At 69.8% G+C, this 18,957-nt stretch carries 16 protein-coding genes; 11 read left to right on the forward strand and 5 right to left on the reverse strand.

The features are described 5' to 3' along the window. The 5 genes from Aph01nite_RS32555 to Aph01nite_RS32575 form a co-directional block, all read left to right on the forward strand. Positions 1–406, forward strand: a 406-nt coding sequence (locus tag Aph01nite_RS32555) for an FG-GAP repeat domain-containing protein (RefSeq protein ID WP_204044881.1), incomplete at its 5' end; no start/stop codon positions are given. Positions 407–479: 73 nt separating this feature from the next. After that, positions 480–1,115, forward strand: a complete 636-nt coding sequence (locus Aph01nite_RS32560; RefSeq protein WP_204044882.1) for a M15 family metallopeptidase — start codon at positions 480–482, stop codon at positions 1,113–1,115. Between the two features lie 314 nt (positions 1,116–1,429). After that, the gene (locus Aph01nite_RS32565) at positions 1,430–1,768 is read left to right on the forward strand and encodes a PadR family transcriptional regulator (RefSeq protein ID WP_204044883.1); all 339 of its coding nucleotides are present in this window, start codon (positions 1,430–1,432) and stop codon (positions 1,766–1,768) included. Further along, on the forward strand, positions 1,765–2,706 hold the full coding sequence (locus Aph01nite_RS32570) for a hypothetical protein (protein ID WP_204044884.1): 942 nt from the start codon (positions 1,765–1,767) through the stop codon (positions 2,704–2,706). Before Aph01nite_RS32565 ends, Aph01nite_RS32570 begins: the two co-directional genes overlap by 4 nt. Positions 2,707–2,860: 154 nt before the next feature. Then, on the forward strand, positions 2,861–6,202 hold the full coding sequence (locus tag Aph01nite_RS32575; protein WP_204044885.1) for an ATP-binding protein: 3,342 nt from the start codon (positions 2,861–2,863) through the stop codon (positions 6,200–6,202). A gap of 120 nt (positions 6,203–6,322) precedes the next feature. Here Aph01nite_RS32575 and Aph01nite_RS32580 read toward each other — a convergent pair whose 3' ends face one another. The 3 genes from Aph01nite_RS32580 to Aph01nite_RS32590 form a co-directional block, all read right to left on the reverse strand. Then, entirely contained in the window at positions 6,323–6,706 is a 384-nt protein-coding gene (locus Aph01nite_RS32580; RefSeq protein ID WP_204044886.1) for a hypothetical protein, read from the reverse strand. A gap of 231 nt (positions 6,707–6,937) precedes the next feature. Continuing rightward, positions 6,938–7,789 (reverse strand): ABC transporter permease, encoded by an 852-nt coding sequence (locus tag Aph01nite_RS32585; protein WP_204044887.1) that lies wholly within the window; start codon positions 7,787–7,789, stop codon positions 6,938–6,940. A 139-nt stretch (positions 7,790–7,928) separates the two neighbouring features. After that, positions 7,929–8,927: an ATP-binding cassette domain-containing protein gene (locus Aph01nite_RS32590; RefSeq protein WP_204044888.1), complete on the reverse strand. Its 999-nt coding sequence runs from the start codon at positions 8,925–8,927 to the stop codon at positions 7,929–7,931. 109 nt (positions 8,928–9,036) lie between these two features. Here Aph01nite_RS32590 and Aph01nite_RS32595 point away from each other — a divergent pair, with 109 nt between their 5' ends. The 3 genes from Aph01nite_RS32595 to dapD all read left to right on the forward strand — a co-directional run bounded on the left by Aph01nite_RS32595 (position 9,037) and on the right by dapD (position 13,436). Continuing rightward, positions 9,037–10,449, forward strand: coding sequence for a dihydrolipoyl dehydrogenase family protein (locus Aph01nite_RS32595; RefSeq protein ID WP_204044889.1), 1,413 nt, complete (start codon positions 9,037–9,039; stop codon positions 10,447–10,449). Between the two features lie 54 nt (positions 10,450–10,503). Next, positions 10,504–12,162: a sialidase family protein gene (locus tag Aph01nite_RS32600; protein WP_204044890.1), complete on the forward strand. Its 1,659-nt coding sequence runs from the start codon at positions 10,504–10,506 to the stop codon at positions 12,160–12,162. A 308-nt stretch (positions 12,163–12,470) separates the two neighbouring features. Then, a complete protein-coding gene (dapD, locus tag Aph01nite_RS32605) occupies positions 12,471–13,436 on the forward strand; it encodes a 2,3,4,5-tetrahydropyridine-2,6-dicarboxylate N-succinyltransferase (protein ID WP_204044891.1) in 966 nt (321 codons plus the stop codon). 593 nt (positions 13,437–14,029) lie between these two features. On the opposite strand, the gene Aph01nite_RS32610 is transcribed toward dapD, so the two are convergent. Beyond that, the gene (locus Aph01nite_RS32610) at positions 14,030–14,845 is read right to left on the reverse strand and encodes a MerR family transcriptional regulator (protein WP_204044892.1); all 816 of its coding nucleotides are present in this window, start codon (positions 14,843–14,845) and stop codon (positions 14,030–14,032) included. Positions 14,846–14,980: 135 nt separating this feature from the next. Here Aph01nite_RS32610 and Aph01nite_RS32615 point away from each other — a divergent pair, with 135 nt between their 5' ends. Together Aph01nite_RS32615 and Aph01nite_RS32620 are read left to right on the forward strand one after the other, a co-directional pair. Beyond that, positions 14,981–15,169, forward strand: coding sequence for a hypothetical protein (locus tag Aph01nite_RS32615; RefSeq protein WP_204044893.1), 189 nt, complete (start codon positions 14,981–14,983; stop codon positions 15,167–15,169). A gap of 18 nt (positions 15,170–15,187) precedes the next feature. Further along, positions 15,188–16,141: a cation diffusion facilitator family transporter gene (locus Aph01nite_RS32620; protein ID WP_204044894.1), complete on the forward strand. Its 954-nt coding sequence runs from the start codon at positions 15,188–15,190 to the stop codon at positions 16,139–16,141. Between the two features lie 8 nt (positions 16,142–16,149). Here the strand turns inward: Aph01nite_RS32620 and Aph01nite_RS32625 are convergent, their stop codons facing one another. Continuing rightward, on the reverse strand, positions 16,150–17,871 hold the full coding sequence (locus Aph01nite_RS32625) for a glycoside hydrolase family 6 protein (protein WP_204044895.1): 1,722 nt from the start codon (positions 17,869–17,871) through the stop codon (positions 16,150–16,152). Positions 17,872–18,068: 197 nt separating this feature from the next. Between Aph01nite_RS32625 and dapA the strand changes: the two genes are divergently transcribed. Continuing rightward, positions 18,069–18,932, forward strand: a complete 864-nt coding sequence (gene dapA / locus Aph01nite_RS32630; protein ID WP_204044896.1) for a 4-hydroxy-tetrahydrodipicolinate synthase — start codon at positions 18,069–18,071, stop codon at positions 18,930–18,932. The last annotated feature ends 25 nt before the right edge of the window (positions 18,933–18,957 follow it).

An 18,957-nucleotide genomic window follows, 5' to 3' on the forward strand; every position in this document is an offset into this window, starting at 1 on the left:
GGCCTCCGGTGGCGTGCCGTCGTTCGCCCCGCTCTCGAACCTGGGCAATGGCTGGAGCACGCTGACCAAGCTCGTGCTGGGCGACTTCACCGGTGACGGCAAGGTCGACATCGCGGGCTGGACCGCCTGGAACTCCGACCAGCTCTACGTCGTACCCAACACCTCTTCCGGCACGACCCTGTCGCGCGGCCAGAGCGTCCCGATGTCCACCGGCTGGTCGTCGATCACCAGCTACCTGGTCGCCGACTACGACGGCGACGGCAAGACCGACCTGCTGGGCGTCCAGGGCGCCGACCAGATGTTCACCTGGCGCGGCACCCACTCCGGCGGCACCCCCGGCTTCACCGCCCTGACCAGCCTGGGTACGGGCTGGAACACGATCGGCCACATACCCACCGCGCAGTGACCCACCACCCTCCGCGGGCCGTCCGGGGTTCTCCCCGGACGGCCCCGCGGGCGTTTCCCGGAAAGGAACCACGATGTTGCTGCTGTCCGATCCATCCGTCGGCCGGACGCCGATCAGGGAGTGCGGCGAACCGCTCGTCGACCTGCGGACCGTCCCGGCCCTGCGGGTCGACCCCCGCATGGCCCCGACCGGCCCCGGCCACGCCCACCTGCGGCTGGGCGTGGTCGACCGGCTGGTCACCGCGCAGACCTACCTGCCGCCCGGCCTCTACTTCCTCGTGATCGAGGGTTTCCGCCCGGTCGCCCTCCAGACGGAGTACTTCGACGCCCACAAGGACCGGCTCCGCGCCGCCGAACCGGGCCACGGCGAGGACTGGTACCACGTCAGGGCCAGCCGCTACATCTCCCCGCCGGACGTCGCCCCCCACGTCGCGGGGGCGGCGGTCGACCTGACGCTGTGCGACGTCGACGGCGCCGAACTCTGGCTCGGCACGGAGGTCAACGACACCGACACCGAGGACTGCCACACGGCCTCCCCCTCGGTGACCGGCGAGGCGGCCGACCGCCGCAGGATGCTCTCCGACGCGCTCACCTCCGCCGGTTTCGTCAACTATCCAACGGAGTGGTGGCACTGGTCCCACGGCGACCGCTACTGGGCCCGCGTCACCGACGCGGAGGCGGCCCGCTACGGCCCCGCAGAACTGCCGTGAGAACGGTGTCACCGGGGTGCGCTCGCCGCACCCCGGTGACACCGGGTCCGCAGTGAGTCGCAACCGAGGTCCCGGGCGCTCCAGAAACGATCTTTGTGGTAGAGGCGGAGCCCTGCTTCGCGGTTCGCCCTATCGTGAGGGTGAACCGCATGTCGTCACGTTCAGCTTGCGCCCATGTGCTGAACATGCGAGCGGCTTCATCATGATCGTTACTCGATGGGTCGGCGCAAGGAGGAGCCACCCGGAGTCGATTCCCGACTCGGCTGCATCCCGTCTTGACATACTTCGGTGACCGATGCAACGGTAGCCGTACTATGAGTGCTTCGTCGTCCCTGCGGGAACCCAGCTACTACATCCTCGCGGCCTTGCTCGACGGCCCCATGCACGGCTACGCGATCATCAAGCACGCCGCTCAGGCCTCCCAAGGTCGGGTCAACCTCGCCGTCGGCACCCTGTACGGCGCCCTGGACCGCCTCGCCGGCGAAGGCCGGGTCTCCGTGGACCGGGAGGAGATCGTCGAGGGCCGCACCCGCCGCTACTACCGCCTGACCGATCTCGGCCGACAGGCCCTGATCGCGGAGGCGTCGCGCATGCAACACGCCGCGGGCGTCGTCTTCAGGCGACTCGCCACCCCGATAGTAGGGCCGGCATGACCGCCACGATCCTCCGCCGCCGCTACCGGCGACTCCTCGGGGTCTACCCGAGCGAGTGGCGTGCGGCCAACGAGACCGTGGTGCTGGACACGCTCCTGGAGGCCGCCGGCCCGGACCGGCACTGGCCGTCGGCGCGTGAGACGCTCGCGCTGCTGGTCGGCGGGGGCCGAGCACGGATCGCGCGGCTGCGTCCGGACGCCGGCCAGCGAGGTCGGCGCTGGCTGGACGGGCTGCATCTCGGCGCGATCCTGCTGACGTTATGGTGGCTCGCCGTGGCCATGGGCCCGCTCGTCTCCTGGCTGGGACACGGATTCCGTGATGTGTCCAGGGACTCTCCCGCCTACGATGGGCCTTCTGCCGCGTACGACTCGGTATGGGTGGTGATGGCGGCCGTCACCGCGATACTGCTGCTGCGTGGCCGGGTCAAAGCCGCGCTGGTCGCCCTGGCGGTCTGGGCACTGGCCAGCCTGCTCAAGCCGTGGGTGATCGGTGCCGACCCGCCGGAGGGCACCGTCGCGGGCAGCTTGGCCATGACAGTGCTGGAAGCGGCGGTCTGGGCGCTGCCGCTGCTGGCGATCCTGGCCGTGCTGGCTTGGCGCGGAGGAGTACGGTCCCGCTCGTGGGCGTGGCTGCTGCTGCCCACGGCACTGGTGATCTCGTACGAGTGGGCGCCGATGGTCTGGACGGTGACCTTGATGGTGCTGCTGGTGGGTCTGCTAGCCGCTCTGCCCTTGGCAGTGGTGACCGGTGAGGTGCGGCCGGCGGTGGTACTCGCGATTGCGGGCATGCACTCGCTGCTGTCAACGGTGCTCACCATCGAGGTGTCGGTCACGTCCGCGGCGCTCGCGGTGACAGCCCTGGCCGGCTGGGGCGCTTTCCGTACGCGCCAAGGCTCAGGAATCACGACCGGAGGACCCATATCCCATGAAGATGCCTGAGACATAGGTGATCGATTAACGCCACGGGCGGTACGTCGTCGTGGCTACGGCGGCACGAAAAGCTCGCAGGCGGAGGCTGAGCCCCCGTTTTTGTCGGCTGCGGTCGCTACCGTTTCCTAGGTACGCGTTTTCCGACCGGAGGCGGCTGGACGGCATGACTGCGGGGCTGATCGGGCGGGACCACCCGGCGGGTGTGCTGCGTGCCGAGATCGGCAGGGCCGCGGACAGTCACGGCGGCCTGGTGCTGGTCACGGGTGAGGCGGGGATCGGGAAGACGACGCTGGTCACGGGGGCTGTGGAGGAGGCCAGGCGGCTGGGGGCACTGGTGCTCAGCGGGTCGTGCTGGCATTCGGAGGAGGCGCCGGGGTTCTGGCCGTGGGTGCAGGTGCTGCGAGGGCTGCGGCGGAGCGCGACGCCGGAGGAGTGGGAGTCGGCCGCGGCGGCGGCCGGCGGGAATCTGACCGTGCTGCTGGGCGAGGAGCCCGCGCCGGGGTCGGCTGAGGCATTCCGGTTGTACGACGCGGTCACCGTGGCCCTGGTGTCGGTGTCGCAGCGGCGGCCGGTGGTGGTCGTGCTCGACGATCTGCACTGGGCCGACACCGCGTCGCTGCGCATGCTGGAGTTCGTGGCCCAGCACACCTGGTTCGAGCGGCTGCTGCTGGTCGGGACGTACCGGGACGTGGAGGTCGAGTCGGGCGGGCACGCGCTGGAGCCGCTGATCATGCCGCTGCTGGCCAAGGCGACGACGGTGACGCTGACCGGGCTGTCCCGCGACGAGGTGGGCACGCTGATGGCCAGGACCGCCGGGCGGGTGCCGGAACCGGAACTGGCGGACGAGGTGCATCGCAGGACCGGGGGCAATCCGTTCTTCGTTGAGCAGACGGCCCGGTTGTGGCGGAGCAGCGGCTCGGTGAGCGCGATCGCGCCGGGTGTGCGGGACGCGCTCCAGCGGCGGCTGTCGCTGCTGCCGCCGGTGCTCGTCGAGCTGCTGACGGCGGCCTCGGTGCTGGGGCGTGAGTTCCACCGGGATGTGCTGGCGGCCACCTCGGGCACGCCGCCCGCGCGGGTCGACTCGCTGCTGACCCAGGCGGTGAACGCCCGGCTGGTCACGGCCGGGGAGGGCGGGCGGTTCTCATTCGCGCACGACCTGGTCAGGGAGACGCTGTACGACGCGATCGAGGGCACGGAGGCGCGGCGGCGGCACGCGGCGGTGATCCGCGCCCTGGACTCGTCGGCCGGGCTGTCCGAGTGGCTGTTCCCGGCGGATCAGGCGCACCACTCGTATCTGGCCCGTGGCGAACTCGACCCGGCACGGGTGGTGAAGTCGTTGCGAGAGGCCGAACTGGACGCCGGCAGGCGGCTGGCCGCCGAGGAGAGCATGCGGCATCTGCGCCGTGCGTACGAGATGTCCGCCGCGCTGGACCTGCGGAGCCGGGCGATGGTCGCGCTCGATCTGGCCTCGGCGCTGGACCACACCGGGGAGACCGAGGAGTCCAGGCAGATCTACGCCTTGGCCGTGGAACTGGCCAGGGAGCTGGACCAGGCGGACCTGCTGGCCCGAGTGGCGCTCACCCTCTACCGGGCCGACGGCCCCGCCTGGCGCACCGGCAAAAGCCCGCAGCCAACGATCGACCTCCTCCGGGAGGCCCACACCCGGATGCTCGGCCGAGCCGGCCCAGAGGCGAACGCCCAGATGCCCGGCCGAGCCGACCCGGAAGCGAACGCCCAGATGCCCGGCCGAGCCGACCCGGAGGCGAACGCCCAGATGCCCGGCCGAGCCGACCCGGAGGCGAGTTGGGCGGAAACCCCGGGAACCTCGGAAAGCCCGGCGAGCCGTGCGATCGAGAAGACCCAGACGATCCCGGTCGACATGATGGCCGAAGAGCTGACCGCGCGCGTTCTGACGTTGGCCCGGGAGGCCGGCGACGAGGAGGCGATCGGGTTCGGCCTGGCCGCCCGGCACGACATCCTCTGGCGGCTGGGCACGGCCGCGGAACGGGCGGCGCTCACCGCCGAGATGGTGGAGAACTCCCGGCGGCTCGGCGACCGCGACAACGAGCACTTCGCCGCGTCACTGCGGTGGGTGGCGATGCTGGAGCAGGGCGACCCCGACTATCTGGTGCAGTTCGACGCCTCCACCACGTTCGCCGAACGGGACGGCATGCCCCGCTTGACCTTCGCCGCCCTGATCGACCAGAGCATCATCACCACCCTGATGGGCCGGTTCGAGGAGGCGGAGACCTTCCTCGAGCAGGCCATCGACGCGGCCGGAGATGACGGGGAACTCTATTTCACGTTCATGGCCAAGCACCTGCGCTGGGCCTTCCTGCTCCATCAGGGGCGTTTCAACGAGCTGGACGACCTGCACATCCAGCTCGGCGAGGGCGGGCATCCGTATCCCGGGCTGCTGGAAGGCATCACCGCCCTGCACCGGGGCGACGTGCCAGCGGCCCGACGTCGGCTGCCGGAACTGATCCCCGGAGAGGACCCCTACCCACGCAGCTTCATGGCGATGGGCCTGCGTTTCCTGGCACACACCGCGGCCGCCTCCGGCGACACCGCCCTCTGCGAGTGGACCCGCGCACAGCTCGCGCCGTTCCGGGGCCAATGGCTCCTCTCCCTGTACGGCTGCGACATCAGCGGCCCCGTCGACCTATGGCTGGCCAGGATCGACGCCGCCCAGGGCCGCTGGAAGGACGCGATCGCCGAATTCACCGCCGCCTACCGGTCAGCGGACCGGCTGAAGGCCCGCCCGTGGTCGATCGAGGCCCGCCTGCACCTGGCCGCGACGCTCCTGGCGAGAGACGAGGGCGACGACCTGCCCACCGCCAAGACACTCTTGGACGACGTGGAGCGCGACGCCGTGGACATCGGCATGCGGCAGGTGGTCGAGGAGGCACGGCGCATGCGCCGCCAACCAGAATCGGACACGACCGCCGCCCCGAAACCGAGCGGCACCTTCCGGATGGAAAGCGGCGTCTGGTCCCTCGGCTTCGCCGGGCTGACCGTGCACATGCCCGACGCGAAGGGCCTGCGGGACCTGCACTACCTGCTCGGCAGCCCCGGCGGAGACATCCCCGCCGTGCGGTTACTGGATCCCGAGGGCGGCGAGATCATCGTCGCCGCCCGGCGCATGGGCGGCGACCCGATCCTCGACGACGAGGCCAAAGCCCGGTTCCGCCGACGACTCACCCAGCTGGACGAGGAGATCGACCGCGCCTCCGAACGGGGCGACGACCACCGCGCCGCCGCTTTCGACTCCGAACGCCAGGCGCTCCTGGCAGAACTCCGAGCCGCCGCAGGTCTGTCCGGCCGCGACCGCCGCCTCGGCGACGAAGCCGAACGCGCCCGCAAAACGGTCACCGCCCGCATCCGCGACACCCTCCGCAAACTCGAAGACCGCCACCCGGAACTGGCCACCCACCTCCGGTCAGCGGTCTCCACCGGCGCCACCTGCCGCTACCAGCCAGAACATGAGATCGACTGGCGCCTCTGAGACCGGCTCACTTGCGGCGATACTCACAACACTGGCCCGCGATATCGCGTCCGTTGGTTTTCGTCGCTTGTTACCGACTTCCGTCGTGATCTGGCCCCCAATGTGTCGGCGCGCGGCGGTTCAGTCTTCTTCAGTCGCCTTACCCTGCCGTTGGCGAATGCGGCGAATGCGCCTTCGACCAACTTCAGGATCCTCGATGCCTCGCTTAACGCGGCTCTCAATACTCCCCTGCAAGATCTCGCCAAGCGCCGCGTCAGGGGACTTCTTCCAGCGTTTGGGCCGCCTGACGTAGAGACGCTCTTCGACCGCTCCGCTCCGCAGCTCATCGACAGCGCCCAGTACCGCCTCAAGAATCTGATGATCATGATGGCGGTTGGCCCTATGGGGGATCCGCTTGTTGCGCCGGATGCTCTTACGAGAACTCTTGTCGTTCTCGCCATAGGCATTACGGCGATCCTTCGCGTAGCTCAGCCGCTTCTTCTCCTGCGGAGTCTTCCGGCCCATGACCCCCTCGCTCCGATCGCCCTTATGGGATCAACAGTGACAGGCACCCGCCAAACGTGGCAATGGGCGTCTCGGCCGTGAGCTGAATCGAGGGACCCTTCCTCTGCACAGCCGTACCGCCGCCCAGCACGGGCGGCGGTTTGAAGACGCAGGGAATCTGGAGCATGCCTTCTTCGCGGTCGTGCGAAGTGCCCTCTCGGCAACCGAATGCTGGATGAAAGCGCTGTATGCCTACTTGCGGTTGTAGAGGCGCATTGTGAGGGTGCCGAAGACGGCCGTCATGATGATGCAGGAGGTCAGGACCCAGGTGAGTTCGCCAGTGTCCCAGGTGCCGGCCATCAGGCCGCGTACGCCCGAGACCAGGTGGGTGATGGGGTTGACGTCGACGAAGACCTGGAGCCAGCCGGGCATGGTGGTGGGTTCGACGAAGACGTTGCTGAGGAAGGTCAGTGGGAACTGGAAGAGCATGCTCACGCCCATGACCGACTTCTCGCTGCGCAGGAACAGGCCGAACATGGTCCAGATCCAGGAGAAGGCGAAGGAGAAGACGACCAGGAGGGCCACCCCGGCGAGTACGCCGAGCACGCCGCCGGCCGGGCGGAAGCCCATGATCAGGCCCACGATGATGATCGTCGTGGAGGCCAGGATGTAGCGGAGCAGGTCGCCGAGGAGGTTGCCGACCAGGGCGGCGGGACGCCAGATGGCCAGCGACCTGAAGCGGTCGAAGACGCCCTTGGCGATGTCGGTGTTGACCGCGATGCCGGTGTACATGGTGGTCATCACCACGCTCATCACCATGATCCCCGGCAGCAGATACTGCAGGTACGCCCCGGTGGACCCGGCCAGCGCGCCCCCGAACAGATACGTGAACATCAGCGTCATCATGATCGGGAACGCGGTCACGTCGAAGAGTTGCTCGGGCACGTGCTTGATCTTCAGCATGGCCCGCCAGCCGAACGTGATCGACGCCGAGAGGGCGCTGGGCCGGGGTGGCCGCTCCCCCGGCGCCAGGACCGCCCCGATGCTCTCGGCGGCGGGCACGTACGGGACGGCGGGGGCGAGGTTCTCCGTGGTGGTACTCATACCGCACTCTCCTTAGCCAGCACGAAAACGGACACGAAAACGGACACGAAAACGGACGCGAGGACCGACACAGGGACCGACGTGGGGGCCGGACTGAGATCTGGTGCGAAAGTCGTGGAAACGGGGATAAAAGCGGATTTCACGCGGCGGCCTCCGACTTGGCCGGGCCGGTGAGGGCGAGGAAGACCTCGTCCAGGCTGGGCTGCCCCAGCGAGAAGTCATCCACGACGATCCCGGCCGCCGCGAGCTCGGACAAAGCTCTCGCCGCCTGTTCGGCCGCACCCCGATCCATCTCCCGCTCGGTGCCCTGCCCGGTGACGCGAGCGGCGAGAGACACCGGATCGGCGCCCAGCTGAACCGGCGAGTTGAGCACCCGGGCCAGCACCCGCTCGGCCTCCGGCCGCTGTCCGGCGTCACGCAGGCGCAGATGCACGGTGCCGGCGCCGACGGAGGACTTGAGCTCGCCCGGAGTGCCCTCGGCGATGACCCGACCGGCGTCGATGACCGCGATGCGGGCGGCCAGATGGTCGGCTTCGTCCAGGTACTGGGTGGTGAGCAGGACGGTGGTGCCGTGCGCGACGACCGCCCGGACGATGTCCCAGACCTGGTTGCGGCTGCGCGGGTCGAGGCCCGTGGTGGGCTCGTCCAGGAAGAGCAGGCGGGGCGTGTTGAGGATGCTGGCGGCGATGTCGAGCCTGCGGCGCATGCCGCCGGAGTAGTTCTTGACCTGGCGGTCGGCGGCGTCGGTGAGGCCGAAGGCTTCCAGCAGCTGGGCCGAGCGGGCGCGGGCGGCGGGTTTGCGGTAGCCGAGCAGGCGGCCGAGGAGCACGAGGTTCTCGGCGCCGGTCATGTCCTCGTCGACGGAGGCGTACTGGCCGGTCAGGCTGACCAGGCCGCGTACGGCGTCGGCTTGCCGTACCACGTCGAGGCCGAAGACGTGGGCCTGGCCGGCGTCGGGGCGGAGCAGGGTGGCGAGCATTCTGACGGCGGTGGTCTTGCCGGCGCCGTTGGGACCGAGCACGCCGTAGACGGAACCGGCGGGGACGGTCAGGTCGAGGCCGTCCACGGCCCGGGTGGAGCCGAATGTCTTGACCAGGCCGGATGTCTCGATGGCCGGGGTGGATTCGTCGTGCGTCATGGGTGACCCTCTCTGTCACCCTTCAGGCGCGAGAGACACCGCTAGATCGGATCTAGCGGGTAGTTGATCACCCAGCGTGTACGGTCGGAATCGAGCATCTGGAGGAGCTATGTCTGACGTCTTCGACGTAATCGTGATCGGCGCCGGCCCGGCCGGCGAGAACGTGGTGGACCGGGTGACGCGCGGCGGGCTCACGGCGGCGATCGTGGAGCGGGAACTGGCCGGCGGCGAGTGCGCCTACTGGGCCTGCGTTCCGAGCAAGGCGCTGCTGCGTCCGATGGAGATCGTCGCCGAGGCAGGCCGGCTGCCGGGCCTGCGGACCGAGCCGATCGATGTGCAGGCGGTGCTGGCCCGGCGGGACGAGACCGTCTCCAACTACGACGACTCCGGCCAGATCAGGTGGATCGAGTCGGTCAACGGCACGGCCGTCCGGGGCAGGGGGCGGGTGGCGGGCCCGCGCCAGGTCGAGGTCGTCGACGGCGAGGGCGGCAGGCGGCTGCTGACCGCGCGGCAGGCGGTCGTGCTGGCCACCGGAAGCACCGCGGCGATCCCGCCGGTCCCGGGACTGGCCGAGGCGCGGCCGTGGACCAATCGGGAGTCGACCGGCGTGAAGGACGTGCCGGAACGGCTGGTCGTGCTGGGCGGCGGCGTGGTCGCCTGCGAGATGTCGCAGGCCCTGTACGCCCTGGGCGCCAAGCAGACCACGATGATCGTCCGGGGCGACCGGCTCCTGGGCCGGGTGGAGCCGTTCGCGAGCGACATGGTCACCGAGTCCCTGCGGGATTACGGGATCGACATCCGGTTCGGGACGGAGATCGTGAACGTGTCCCGGCCGGTGCCGGGCGGCGAGGTCACGGTGGACCTGTCGGACGGCACGCGGCTGGTGGCCGACGAGATCCTGGTGGCCGCCGGGCGGCGGCTGGCCAGCTACGACATCGGCCTGGCGTCGATCGGGCTGCCGGAGGAAGGGCCGGTGAAGGTCGACGACAGCATGCGGGCGACGGCGGTGGAGGACGGCTGGCTGTACGCGGTCGGCGACGTGAACGGCCGCAACATCCTCACCCACATGGGGAAATATCAGGCGAGGCTGTGCGGCGACGTGATCGTGGCCCGGGCCACCGGCGGCAAGGACGACCTGCCGTCCATGCGCGATCGCGCCGACCACATCGGCGCCCCACAGGTGATCTTCACCGACCCCAACGTGTGCGCGGTCGGCCGCCCCGAGGAGCGCGCCCGCCGGGAGGGCTTCAACGTCCGGACCGTCGAGTACGACCTGGGCCGGGTGACGGGCGCGTACCTGCAGGGAGACGGGTACAAGGGCCGGGCCAAGGCCGTGGTGGACGAGGACCGGCGGGTGCTGCTGGGCGTCACGTTCGTCGGGCCGGGGGTGGCGGAACTGCTGCACGCCGCGACGATCGCCGTCGTCTCGGAGGTGCCGCTGGACGATCTCTGGCACGCCGTGCCGACGTTCCCCACGGTCAGCGAGATCTGGCTGCGCCTGCTTGAGGAGTACGGCCTGTAAGTTCACCTGGAGTTCCTTGCGGGTGGCGCCCCGGTGGCGCTTCGGTGAGTTCTCATGAACGTGAGCGAACCGGTTGTCGTGGACTCGACGGTCGAACGGGATGCTTCCGGTGAACTCCGGCAGGAGGGCAACCGGGTGCCGGACATCGTCACGCTGGACGCGCGGCGCTGGGTCGTGGCCTGGCGGGCGGGCCTGCGGGACGCTCGCGACCCGACTCCGACCGATCAGGGGTCGATCCGGTACGCCCGATCGGACGACGGGGGGCGTACCTGGACCAAGGGCACCCTGGCTCCGGCGACGGCCACCCACCGGTTCCACTACTGCGTGTTCCTCAACGACAACGGCGTGCTCTACGCGCTGCTCGGGCGGATCACGATCGCGGAGGACCGGCAGGGCGACGACGTGGACGGTTTCCCCACCCGGCTGACCATGAAGCGCAGCACCGACCGAGGCGACACATGGTCAGATTTCCCGATAAATGTGGATGTGCCGGGTAATACGCGTGGGGTGGTCGTGGCGGGGAAGCCCGTGCGGCATCAGGGTGTGTGGCTGGTGCCGTACTGGCGGCAGGGGACGGGAGCGTCGCAGGCCGGCGTGCTGCGGTCGGCGGATCTGCGGACCTGGACGTCGGGGGCGCTCGCGGTCAACCCGCCGGGCATCGGCGTCGAGGAGCCCCAGATCGTCTCCGACGGCACCACCCTGCTCATGGTCACCCGCGCGCTGGTACGGACTGCGTCCCCCGAAACCCGCGATCCGTACTACCGCGCGAACGCCGCCTACTCGGCGACCACCACCAGCTCCGACGGCGGCCTCACGTGGGCGCCGATGACGCTTGACCCCGAGTTGCCCAACTACTACGTGAAGACGTTCTACGCCAGAGCGGCCGATGGACGGCATCTGGCCATGTACAACACGCTGGCGGGGCCGTTCGCGGGTTCGGCGCAGAGCCGGCCCGACCGGTACCGCGAGGTCCTGCACTACAAAGTTCGCAGACCGGGCGAACCCTGGCAGCCGGGCCGGCTCTTCGCCGACGGGCCCCGCCTCACCACGGGCGCGGCCAAGGGCTGGGACGTCTACCCCAGCGGCGACGAGTTCGCGCCCGGCAAGTTCGCGATCGTCTGGGAGCACAACCAGATCAACATCAAGGTCGCCGTGCTGGACCTCGACAGCGAGCTCCCGGCCGACCTCGCGCCCGGCCGGTGGACCCTGGACCCCGGTGCCCGGCTCGACGAGACCGGCCTCCACCTCCGCAGCGCCACCGCGACCCCGGTCAGGGCGACCGCCGCGCTGATCGCCGTCTGCGACTTCACCGTGGAGTTCCGGGGCCTGGTCGTGGACGACAGCGCGCTCGATCCGCGTACCGGGCAGGGCGTGAGCCTCGGGACGAAGGTCTGCAACGGCGCTCGGCGGCTGATGCTGACCGTCCAGCGGGGCGGCGTCTGGACCATGCGCAAAGGCTCCACGACCTGGGAACGTGTGCTCTCCGTCCCGGCGGCCGAGGCCACCTGGAAGGTGACCACGGACAGCGCGGGCGTGGCCCGGCTCTTCCGCGACGGACTCGACACGGGCGTCACGTGGATCATCCAGGACAGCGGCGAGAAACCGGGAGTGACCCATTGGGTGGCCGGAACGCCCGGAGGCAACGCCGCGCAGGCGCACATCTCCTGGACGAGGGTGACCCCGACAAGCCCCGGCAACGATCCGCGCGCATGACGCCGCAACCGAAGGACCGGATCGTGTCCCCCATCAGCATCCAGGAGGGTGCCCAGAAGCTCATCCGCGAGCACGGCACCGGCCCGGTGCCCCTGGTGGTGGCATGAGCCGCGATCGTGCGTCGATCCGAGGCGCGGCCTCGACTTCCAAGAACGTGAACTCCCCCGGCGTCGCGATCGACTCAGTCAGCCCCGGCATCACCCTGAGCGGGTGCCGACGATCACGAACGGGCTCAGTAGGCGCACGAGTCCTCGCCGGACGCTGGACGGCTCGGCGGCTGGCTGCGGGTGGGCGGTATTTTGGACGCCGTGACAGCTATTGATCCCGGCACCACCGGTGCGTATGGCACGGGCCTGGCGACGATCGCCGCCGACGGCACGGTTTTGGACACCTGGTTTCCCGCGCCCGCCCTGGGCGAGCCGTCCAGTATCGGCACCCGGCGGCTCTCCGCCGAGGAGGCGGGCGAACTGGCGGGCCTGGCCGGTCCCGACCCGGCCCGCGGCGTGGAGGTCGTCGCCGTGTACGTGGGGATCGGCAAGCTCGCCGAAGCCCCGGCCGACGCCCACGACGCGTACCTCCGCCTGCACCTGCTGTCCTCCCGCCTGATCCGCCCGCACGGCCTCAACCTGGACGGCGTCTTCGGCGTCCTGGCCAACGTCGTCTGGACCAACTTCGGCCCCTGCGCCGTCGAGGACTTCGAGCAGGTACGGCTCCGCCTGCGTTCCCGCGGCCCCGTCACCGTCTACGGCGTCGACAAGTTCCCGCGCATGGTCGACTACGTGCTCCCCACCGGGGTCCGCGTCGCCGACGCCGACCGGGTACGCCTCGGCGCCCACCTGGCCTCCGGCACGACCGTGATGCACGAGGGCTTCGTCAACTTCAACGCCGGCACCCTCGGCGCGTCCATGGTCGAAGGCCGCATCTCCGCCGGAGTCGTCGTCGGTAATGGCTCCGACGTGGGCGGCGGCGCTTCGATCATGGGCACCCTGTCGGGCGGCGGCAAGGCGATCATCTCGGTCGGCGAACGCTGCCTCATCGGCGCCAACGCCGGCATCGGCATCTCCCTCGGCGACGACTGCGTCGTGGAGGCCGGCCTGTACGTCACCGCCGGCACCAAGGTCACCCTCCCCGACGGCACCGTCACCAAGGCCCGCGACCTCTCCGGCCAGAACGGCCTCCTCCTCCGCCGCAACTCCACCACCGGCACCGTCGAAGCCGTCCCCCGCACCGGCACCGGCATCGAACTCAACGCCGCCCTCCACGCCAACGACTAACCCTTTGCCCACCCGCCCACCCCCTCACAGACAACGAGAGGGTGGGCGGAGCACACAGCCAGAACGCCGCCCTCCACGCCAACGACTGACCCTTTTGCCCACCCGCCCACCCCCTCACAAATAACGAGAGGGGGCGGGCGAAGCACACAGCCGCCCTCCACGCCAACGACTCACCCTTTGCCCACCCGCCCACCCCCTCACTGATGACGAGAGGGGCGGGCGGAGCGCACAGGCTGAACGCCGCCCTCCACGCCAACGACTGACCAACAATCACGCTGAACGACCCAAGCTAGCCGCTTCTCGCCGTTATCCGGCGCCGTCAACGCAGGTGATGCTTCTCACCGCACCGGCACCGAAACGGCCCGTTCGTTCTGTTAGGACCGACTGGCCCAAGCCACTACAGAGCCGACTCTGTCAGGGCGTCTGAGACTGGCCTGAGCCCCTGACAGAGCCGGCACGGCGGGCCAGCTCAAGCCGACCAAAATGCCCTGAGCCCTCTACCGGGCTGAAGAGCCCTTCTTGGCGCCGGTGCGGCGAGACGCGTCACCTGCGTTGACGGCGCCGGACAACGGCGCGAACCCGGCTATGCGGCATCAGGCAGGGGTAATGGACTCCTGGAGTTCGGTGACCCAGGTGGAGGGGTCGCCCATGCCGTATTCGAGGTAGACCTCGCGGGTGAAGCCGACGCTGCGGTAGCCGTTCTCCTCGACCCAGCGGGCCAGCTGCTGGTGCGAGGAGCCGACGTCGTCCATGGGCCCGTGATGCAGGATGGTCGCCGCCTGCTCGATGGGCGGCAAGTCCACGACGGCGAAGTCGTACGCGTCGCTGGGCGCGACGGCGACGGGGAAGCCGGCGTGGACGAGCACCCCCTCGGGGACCTGCTCGTAGTAGGCGATACCGGGCCCCACAAGGGCGACTCCGGCTTTCTCCATGCGGCTGTGCAACTCGGGGTAGAGCGGCTGGATCACCGGCCCGATGTGCTCGGATTCGTAGCTTTCCGCGATCCCGGTGAGCTCGGCCACCCGTACGGCGGGCACGCTCTTGACGACGATGTCGGCGGGCATGACACCTTCCCTCTCGATGGTTCGGATCCTCGCCTCCACATGGACCAGCCGAGCCCGATCCCGGACAACCTGGGCCTCCAGCTCGGCCTGCCGCAGTCGCAGCATCCCGTGCAGCTCCGCCACGCTGACCTTGTCGTCGAGCACCTGCCCGACCTGCTGCAGGGTGAATCCGAGGTCCTTGAGCGCGATCAGCCGGTTGAGCCGGGACAGTTGGGCCGCCTCGTAGTAGCGGTATCCGGTGGCGGGATCGACGCGGGCGGGCCGCAGCAGCCCCACCGTGTCGTAGTGGCGCAGCATGCGGATCGACACGCGGCCGATTCTGGCGAAGTCTCCGATACTGAACATGTCGCCTCCAGGTCTAGGACCTCACACGATGTCAGAGTCAACCGTCCCTGGCCCGAACCCCCGGAATCCCTGACTTAACCCTGAGGTTGGCTCTCGGATGGCCCGTTGTGGCGGCGTGCGCCGTACCGTGAAGGCATGGGACGCATTCTTATGATCGCCGCGCTGGTCGTGGTGGGCTTCTTCGTCGTCGGCTGGCTGATCGGCTTCGTCTTCAGCCTCCTCAAGTGGGTTCTGATCGCCGGCCTGCTGGCGCTCGCCGTCATGGGCGTCATGCGCCTGACCAGGTCGGGAGGTGCCAAGTCCGACGACTCCCCGTACGCGTAGGTTTCGTATATTCGAAACATGGGCGGTGACGCGCACGGTCATGGGCCCGCTCTCTCCAAGGAAGCGGACGGACGGTACCTGACCGGCGCCCTGATCCTGATCGTCGCGTTCATGGTCGGCGAAGTCGTCGCCGGCCTCATCGCCCACTCGCTGGCGTTGATCTCCGACGCCGGCCACATGCTCACCGACGCGGCCGCCATCGTGGTCGCGCTGATCGCGATGCGGATCGCCGCCAGGCCCCCGCAGGGCGGCTTCACCTACGGCCTGCGCCGCGCCGAGATCATCAGCGCGCAGCTCAACGGCATCACGCTGCTGCTGCTCACGGCCTACTTCACCTATGAGGGCATCCGCCGCCTGGTCGTCCCGGCCGAGGTCCAGGGCGGTCTGGTGCTCGTCGTCGGCGTGGCCGGGATCGTGGTCAACCTGGTCGCCACCTGGCTGATCAGCCGCGCCAACCGGACCAGCCTGAACGTCGAGGGCGCCTTCCAGCACGTGCTCAACGACCTGTACGCCTTCGTCGCCACCACCATCGCCGGCCTGGTCATCCTGTTCACCGGCTGGACCCGGGCCGACGCCCTGGCCGCGCTGGTCGTGGCCGCCCTGATGCTCAAGGCCGGCTGGCAGCTGGTACGGGACTCCGGGCGCGTCTTCATGGAAGCCGCCCCGGCCGGCATGAACCCCAGCGAGATCGGCGGCCGGATGGCCGGGCTCGGCTCGGTGGTGGAGGTGCACGACCTGCACGTCTGGGAGGTCACCTCCGGCTACGCCGCCCTGTCGGCGCACGTCCTGGTGGACCCCGCCGCCGACTGCCACGCCGTACGCCTCGCCACGGAAAGACTCCTGCGCGACACGTACGGCGTGGAGCACACCACGCTCCAGGTGGACCACGCCACCCCGGAACTCCTCGACATCGGCTATTCGGCCGGCCACTGCCACGCTCCGCAGGGCCCGGCCCCCAAACCCGACCCGTAGAACGGCGGCTACAGCGCCGGGTACGCGTTCCGCAGCAACTGCTGGAACTGGGCCGGGAACCAGCGCCCCCACGCCGGAGCGCCGGGCAGCGCACCGGTGGGGTTGTCGCCGTTGCGCGGGTTGCCGGGGTAGGTCGGGTCACACATCCGGTCGAAAGTGCGGCCCTCCTCGTCCAGGATCGAGCTGCTCAGGCCGTCCGACTCGCCGGGAGGCTTGATCCAGACGTAGGCGTCGACGCCGGCGGCGGGGGTCGCCCTCGGCCGCTCACCCAGTCCGGCGCCGCTCTGGTTGCACCAGTTGTTCTCGTGGATGCGCCGGTCCACGCGGGACTCGTCGACGAAGGTGTCGACGTCGGTCGAGGTGCTCGGGGCGGTGGGCCTGGCCGGGCCGCCCCAGCCGTTGCGTGAGGTGTCGATCAGCATGCCGATGCCGGTCGCGAAGCCGTCCAGGATCAGCCGCTGCCGCAGGTCCCGCACGTAGCTGGACTCGTCCACGTAGAAGTCTCCGCCGACCCAGGCGGACTCCCGGACGGACCGGCCGTTCACCACGGTCGCGCTGGTGAAGTGGGGTTCGGTCAGGGCGGCGTAGCCGGCGGTGTTGGCGACGAAGCCGTGCACGGTGGCCCGGCCGCCCACGGCGCCGCCGGCGGTGGAGGCGTACAGCCGCGAGGCCGGGGCGAACGTGGTCTCCCCGCCGAGCCAGCCGTGGTTCCCGGCGTCGAGGTAGTTGTAGACGTTCGGGATCGCGTGCAGCTTGCCGAGGGCGTAGGCCACGCCCTGGACGTACGCGCCGCTCTGGTACGCCTGCTGGCACCTGATCGAGTCGAGGTTGGTGATCAGGTTGGGCAGCGAGTTGGGCTCGACGATCGTGACGATGCGCAGGCCGCGGTAGGCCGGTTCCGCCAGGATGCCGGCGATGACGTCGATGTAGTCGGTCTTGTAGAGGTTCAGGCCATTCTGGGTGACTTGGAAGTCGCCGCGGGTGGTGAGCTCCTGGCAGTCCCGGTTGGGCAGGTTGTAGATGACGACCTGGAAGGTCAGGGCCTGGGCGCCGTTGGCGGCGTCCTGCCGCACGGCCAGGTCCAGGTGCTCGCGCAGGCCCTTGGTGTTGTGGCCGCCGGAGCCGCCGGTGATCGAGGCGACCCGGTCCAGCCAGACGGCGGTGGAGGTGTTCGCGATGGCCGCGCCCCCGGCCTCGGCGGCGACCTTGGCGGACCAGTCCGGGTTCACGTAGCCCGTCGCCCCGGCGAAGGGATTGTCCACCCGGGGCTCAGCCGGGGAGGTTCCGCCGCAGGGTACGCCGTTGACGGTGAAAGCGGTGGGTTCGGGGTTTCCGCCGCTCCAGGTGCCCTTGAGGCCGATGCCGGCGCTCGCACCACCGGCCAGCGACCGGTTCCAGTCCAGCGCGATCGCGCTGACGTCCGAGCCGGACTGCGACCAGGTGGCCCCCCAGCCCTTGGTCAGCCGCTGCCCGGCGGGGAACGCGAAGCCGAGCGTCCATCCGTTGAGCGGCTCGCCCAGGTTCCTGATGATGATCGAGGCGGTGAACCCGCCGGTGCCGGGCTTGGTGGTCCAGTCGTCACTCGTGTACGTCACGTCGCACGCGACCGCCGCGTGCGCCGGCGTGGCCCCGACAACGCTCACAGTCACGCCGAGTACGGCCGCGGCCATCGCTGCCAGCCCGCACCGGACGAGGGAGCGGGTGGCTCTCGTTCGAGGGATGGATCTCATCAGGGAGTCCTCCTGGGGTTCTGGCGCCCGATGGGAGTGCTCCCGAGACGTTAGGTCGGCACCTTGCGCTCGTACAGGAAGCCCCTGCGCCGCTCCCCGCGAGCAGGGCATCCAGCTGAAAGGTTCAGCATTGCTTAACTCTCAGCAAATCAGATCTAACTGGACGTACACGGTTTCGGTCTCGCAGAGTCATTGATATGAGTCATAAGAGGATGTTCATCGCGATGGTGACGCCGTTCCACGCGGACGGTTCGCTCGACGCCGAGGGGGCCCAGGCGCTCGCCGCGTACCTGATCGAGAACCAGGCGTGTGAGGGGCTGGTGCTCAACGGGACGACCGGCGAGGCGCCCACCACCACCGACGAGGAGAAGGAGACCCTGATCCGCGCGGTGGCCGAGGCGGTCGGCGACCGGGTGCCGATCATCGCGGGGGCGGGCAGCTACGACACCCGGCACGCGGTCGAGCTGGCCAGGACCGCCGAGAAGGCGGGCGCCGACGGCCTGCTGGCGGTGACCCCTTACTACAGCCGTCCCACCCAGGAAGGCGTGCGGCAGCACTTCACCACGCTCGCGGACGCCACCGGCCTCCCGGTGACCCTCTACGACATCCCGCGGCGGACCGGGACCGCCCTCACCGCCGACACCCTGCTCCGGCTGGCCGAGCACCCCCACATCACCGGCGTCAAGGACGCCGCGTACGACCTGGTCAAGTCCGCCGGGATCCTCGCCGCCACCGGTCTGCGCTACTACTCCGGCGCCGACGAGCTCAACCTCCCGCTGGCCGCCATCGGCGCGACCGGCGTCATCAGCACCATCGGCCACGTCGCCGGGGCCACCACGAAGGCCATGCTCGACGCCCACCACGACGGCGACCCCCGGGAGGCCACCCGCCTCCACCTCCGCCTGGCCCCCGTCGTGTCGGCCATGATGACCAGAGCCCCCGGCGCGGTCACGGCCAAGGCCCTGCTCAACGACCGCGGCCTCCCCGCCGGTCCGGTACGGCTCCCGCTCGTGCCCGCCGACACCGACCTCTTGAACGACCTCAGACGGGCATGCGAGTAGGGTGCGGTGGACATACTTTTCGCCA

It is taken from the genome of Acrocarpospora phusangensis (assembly GCF_016862995.1).
Classification (GTDB): domain Bacteria; phylum Actinomycetota; class Actinomycetes; order Streptosporangiales; family Streptosporangiaceae; genus Acrocarpospora; species Acrocarpospora phusangensis.

Coding starts and splice junctions, on each gene's coding strand:
- Aph01nite_RS32610 (WP_204044892.1), bottom strand. CDS start 14,845: ATGTTCAGTATCGGAGACTTCGCCAGAATCGGCCGCGTGTCGATCCGC.
- Aph01nite_RS32585 (WP_204044887.1), bottom strand. CDS start 7,789: ATGAGTACCACCACGGAGAACCTCGCCCCCGCCGTCCCGTACGTGCCC.
- Aph01nite_RS32590 (WP_204044888.1), bottom strand. CDS start 8,927: ATGACGCACGACGAATCCACCCCGGCCATCGAGACATCCGGCCTGGTC.
- Aph01nite_RS32615 (WP_204044893.1), top strand. CDS start 14,981: ATGGGACGCATTCTTATGATCGCCGCGCTGGTCGTGGTGGGCTTCTTC.
- Aph01nite_RS32580 (WP_204044886.1), bottom strand. CDS start 6,706: ATGGGCCGGAAGACTCCGCAGGAGAAGAAGCGGCTGAGCTACGCGAAG.
- dapA (WP_204044896.1), top strand. CDS start 18,069: ATGAGTCATAAGAGGATGTTCATCGCGATGGTGACGCCGTTCCACGCG.
- Aph01nite_RS32600 (WP_204044890.1), top strand. CDS start 10,504: ATGAACGTGAGCGAACCGGTTGTCGTGGACTCGACGGTCGAACGGGAT.
- Aph01nite_RS32570 (WP_204044884.1), top strand. CDS start 1,765: ATGACCGCCACGATCCTCCGCCGCCGCTACCGGCGACTCCTCGGGGTC.
- Aph01nite_RS32625 (WP_204044895.1), bottom strand. CDS start 17,871: ATGAGATCCATCCCTCGAACGAGAGCCACCCGCTCCCTCGTCCGGTGC.
- Aph01nite_RS32575 (WP_204044885.1), top strand. CDS start 2,861: ATGACTGCGGGGCTGATCGGGCGGGACCACCCGGCGGGTGTGCTGCGT.
- Aph01nite_RS32595 (WP_204044889.1), top strand. CDS start 9,037: ATGTCTGACGTCTTCGACGTAATCGTGATCGGCGCCGGCCCGGCCGGC.
- Aph01nite_RS32560 (WP_204044882.1), top strand. CDS start 480: ATGTTGCTGCTGTCCGATCCATCCGTCGGCCGGACGCCGATCAGGGAG.
- Aph01nite_RS32565 (WP_204044883.1), top strand. CDS start 1,430: ATGAGTGCTTCGTCGTCCCTGCGGGAACCCAGCTACTACATCCTCGCG.
- Aph01nite_RS32620 (WP_204044894.1), top strand. CDS start 15,188: ATGGGCGGTGACGCGCACGGTCATGGGCCCGCTCTCTCCAAGGAAGCG.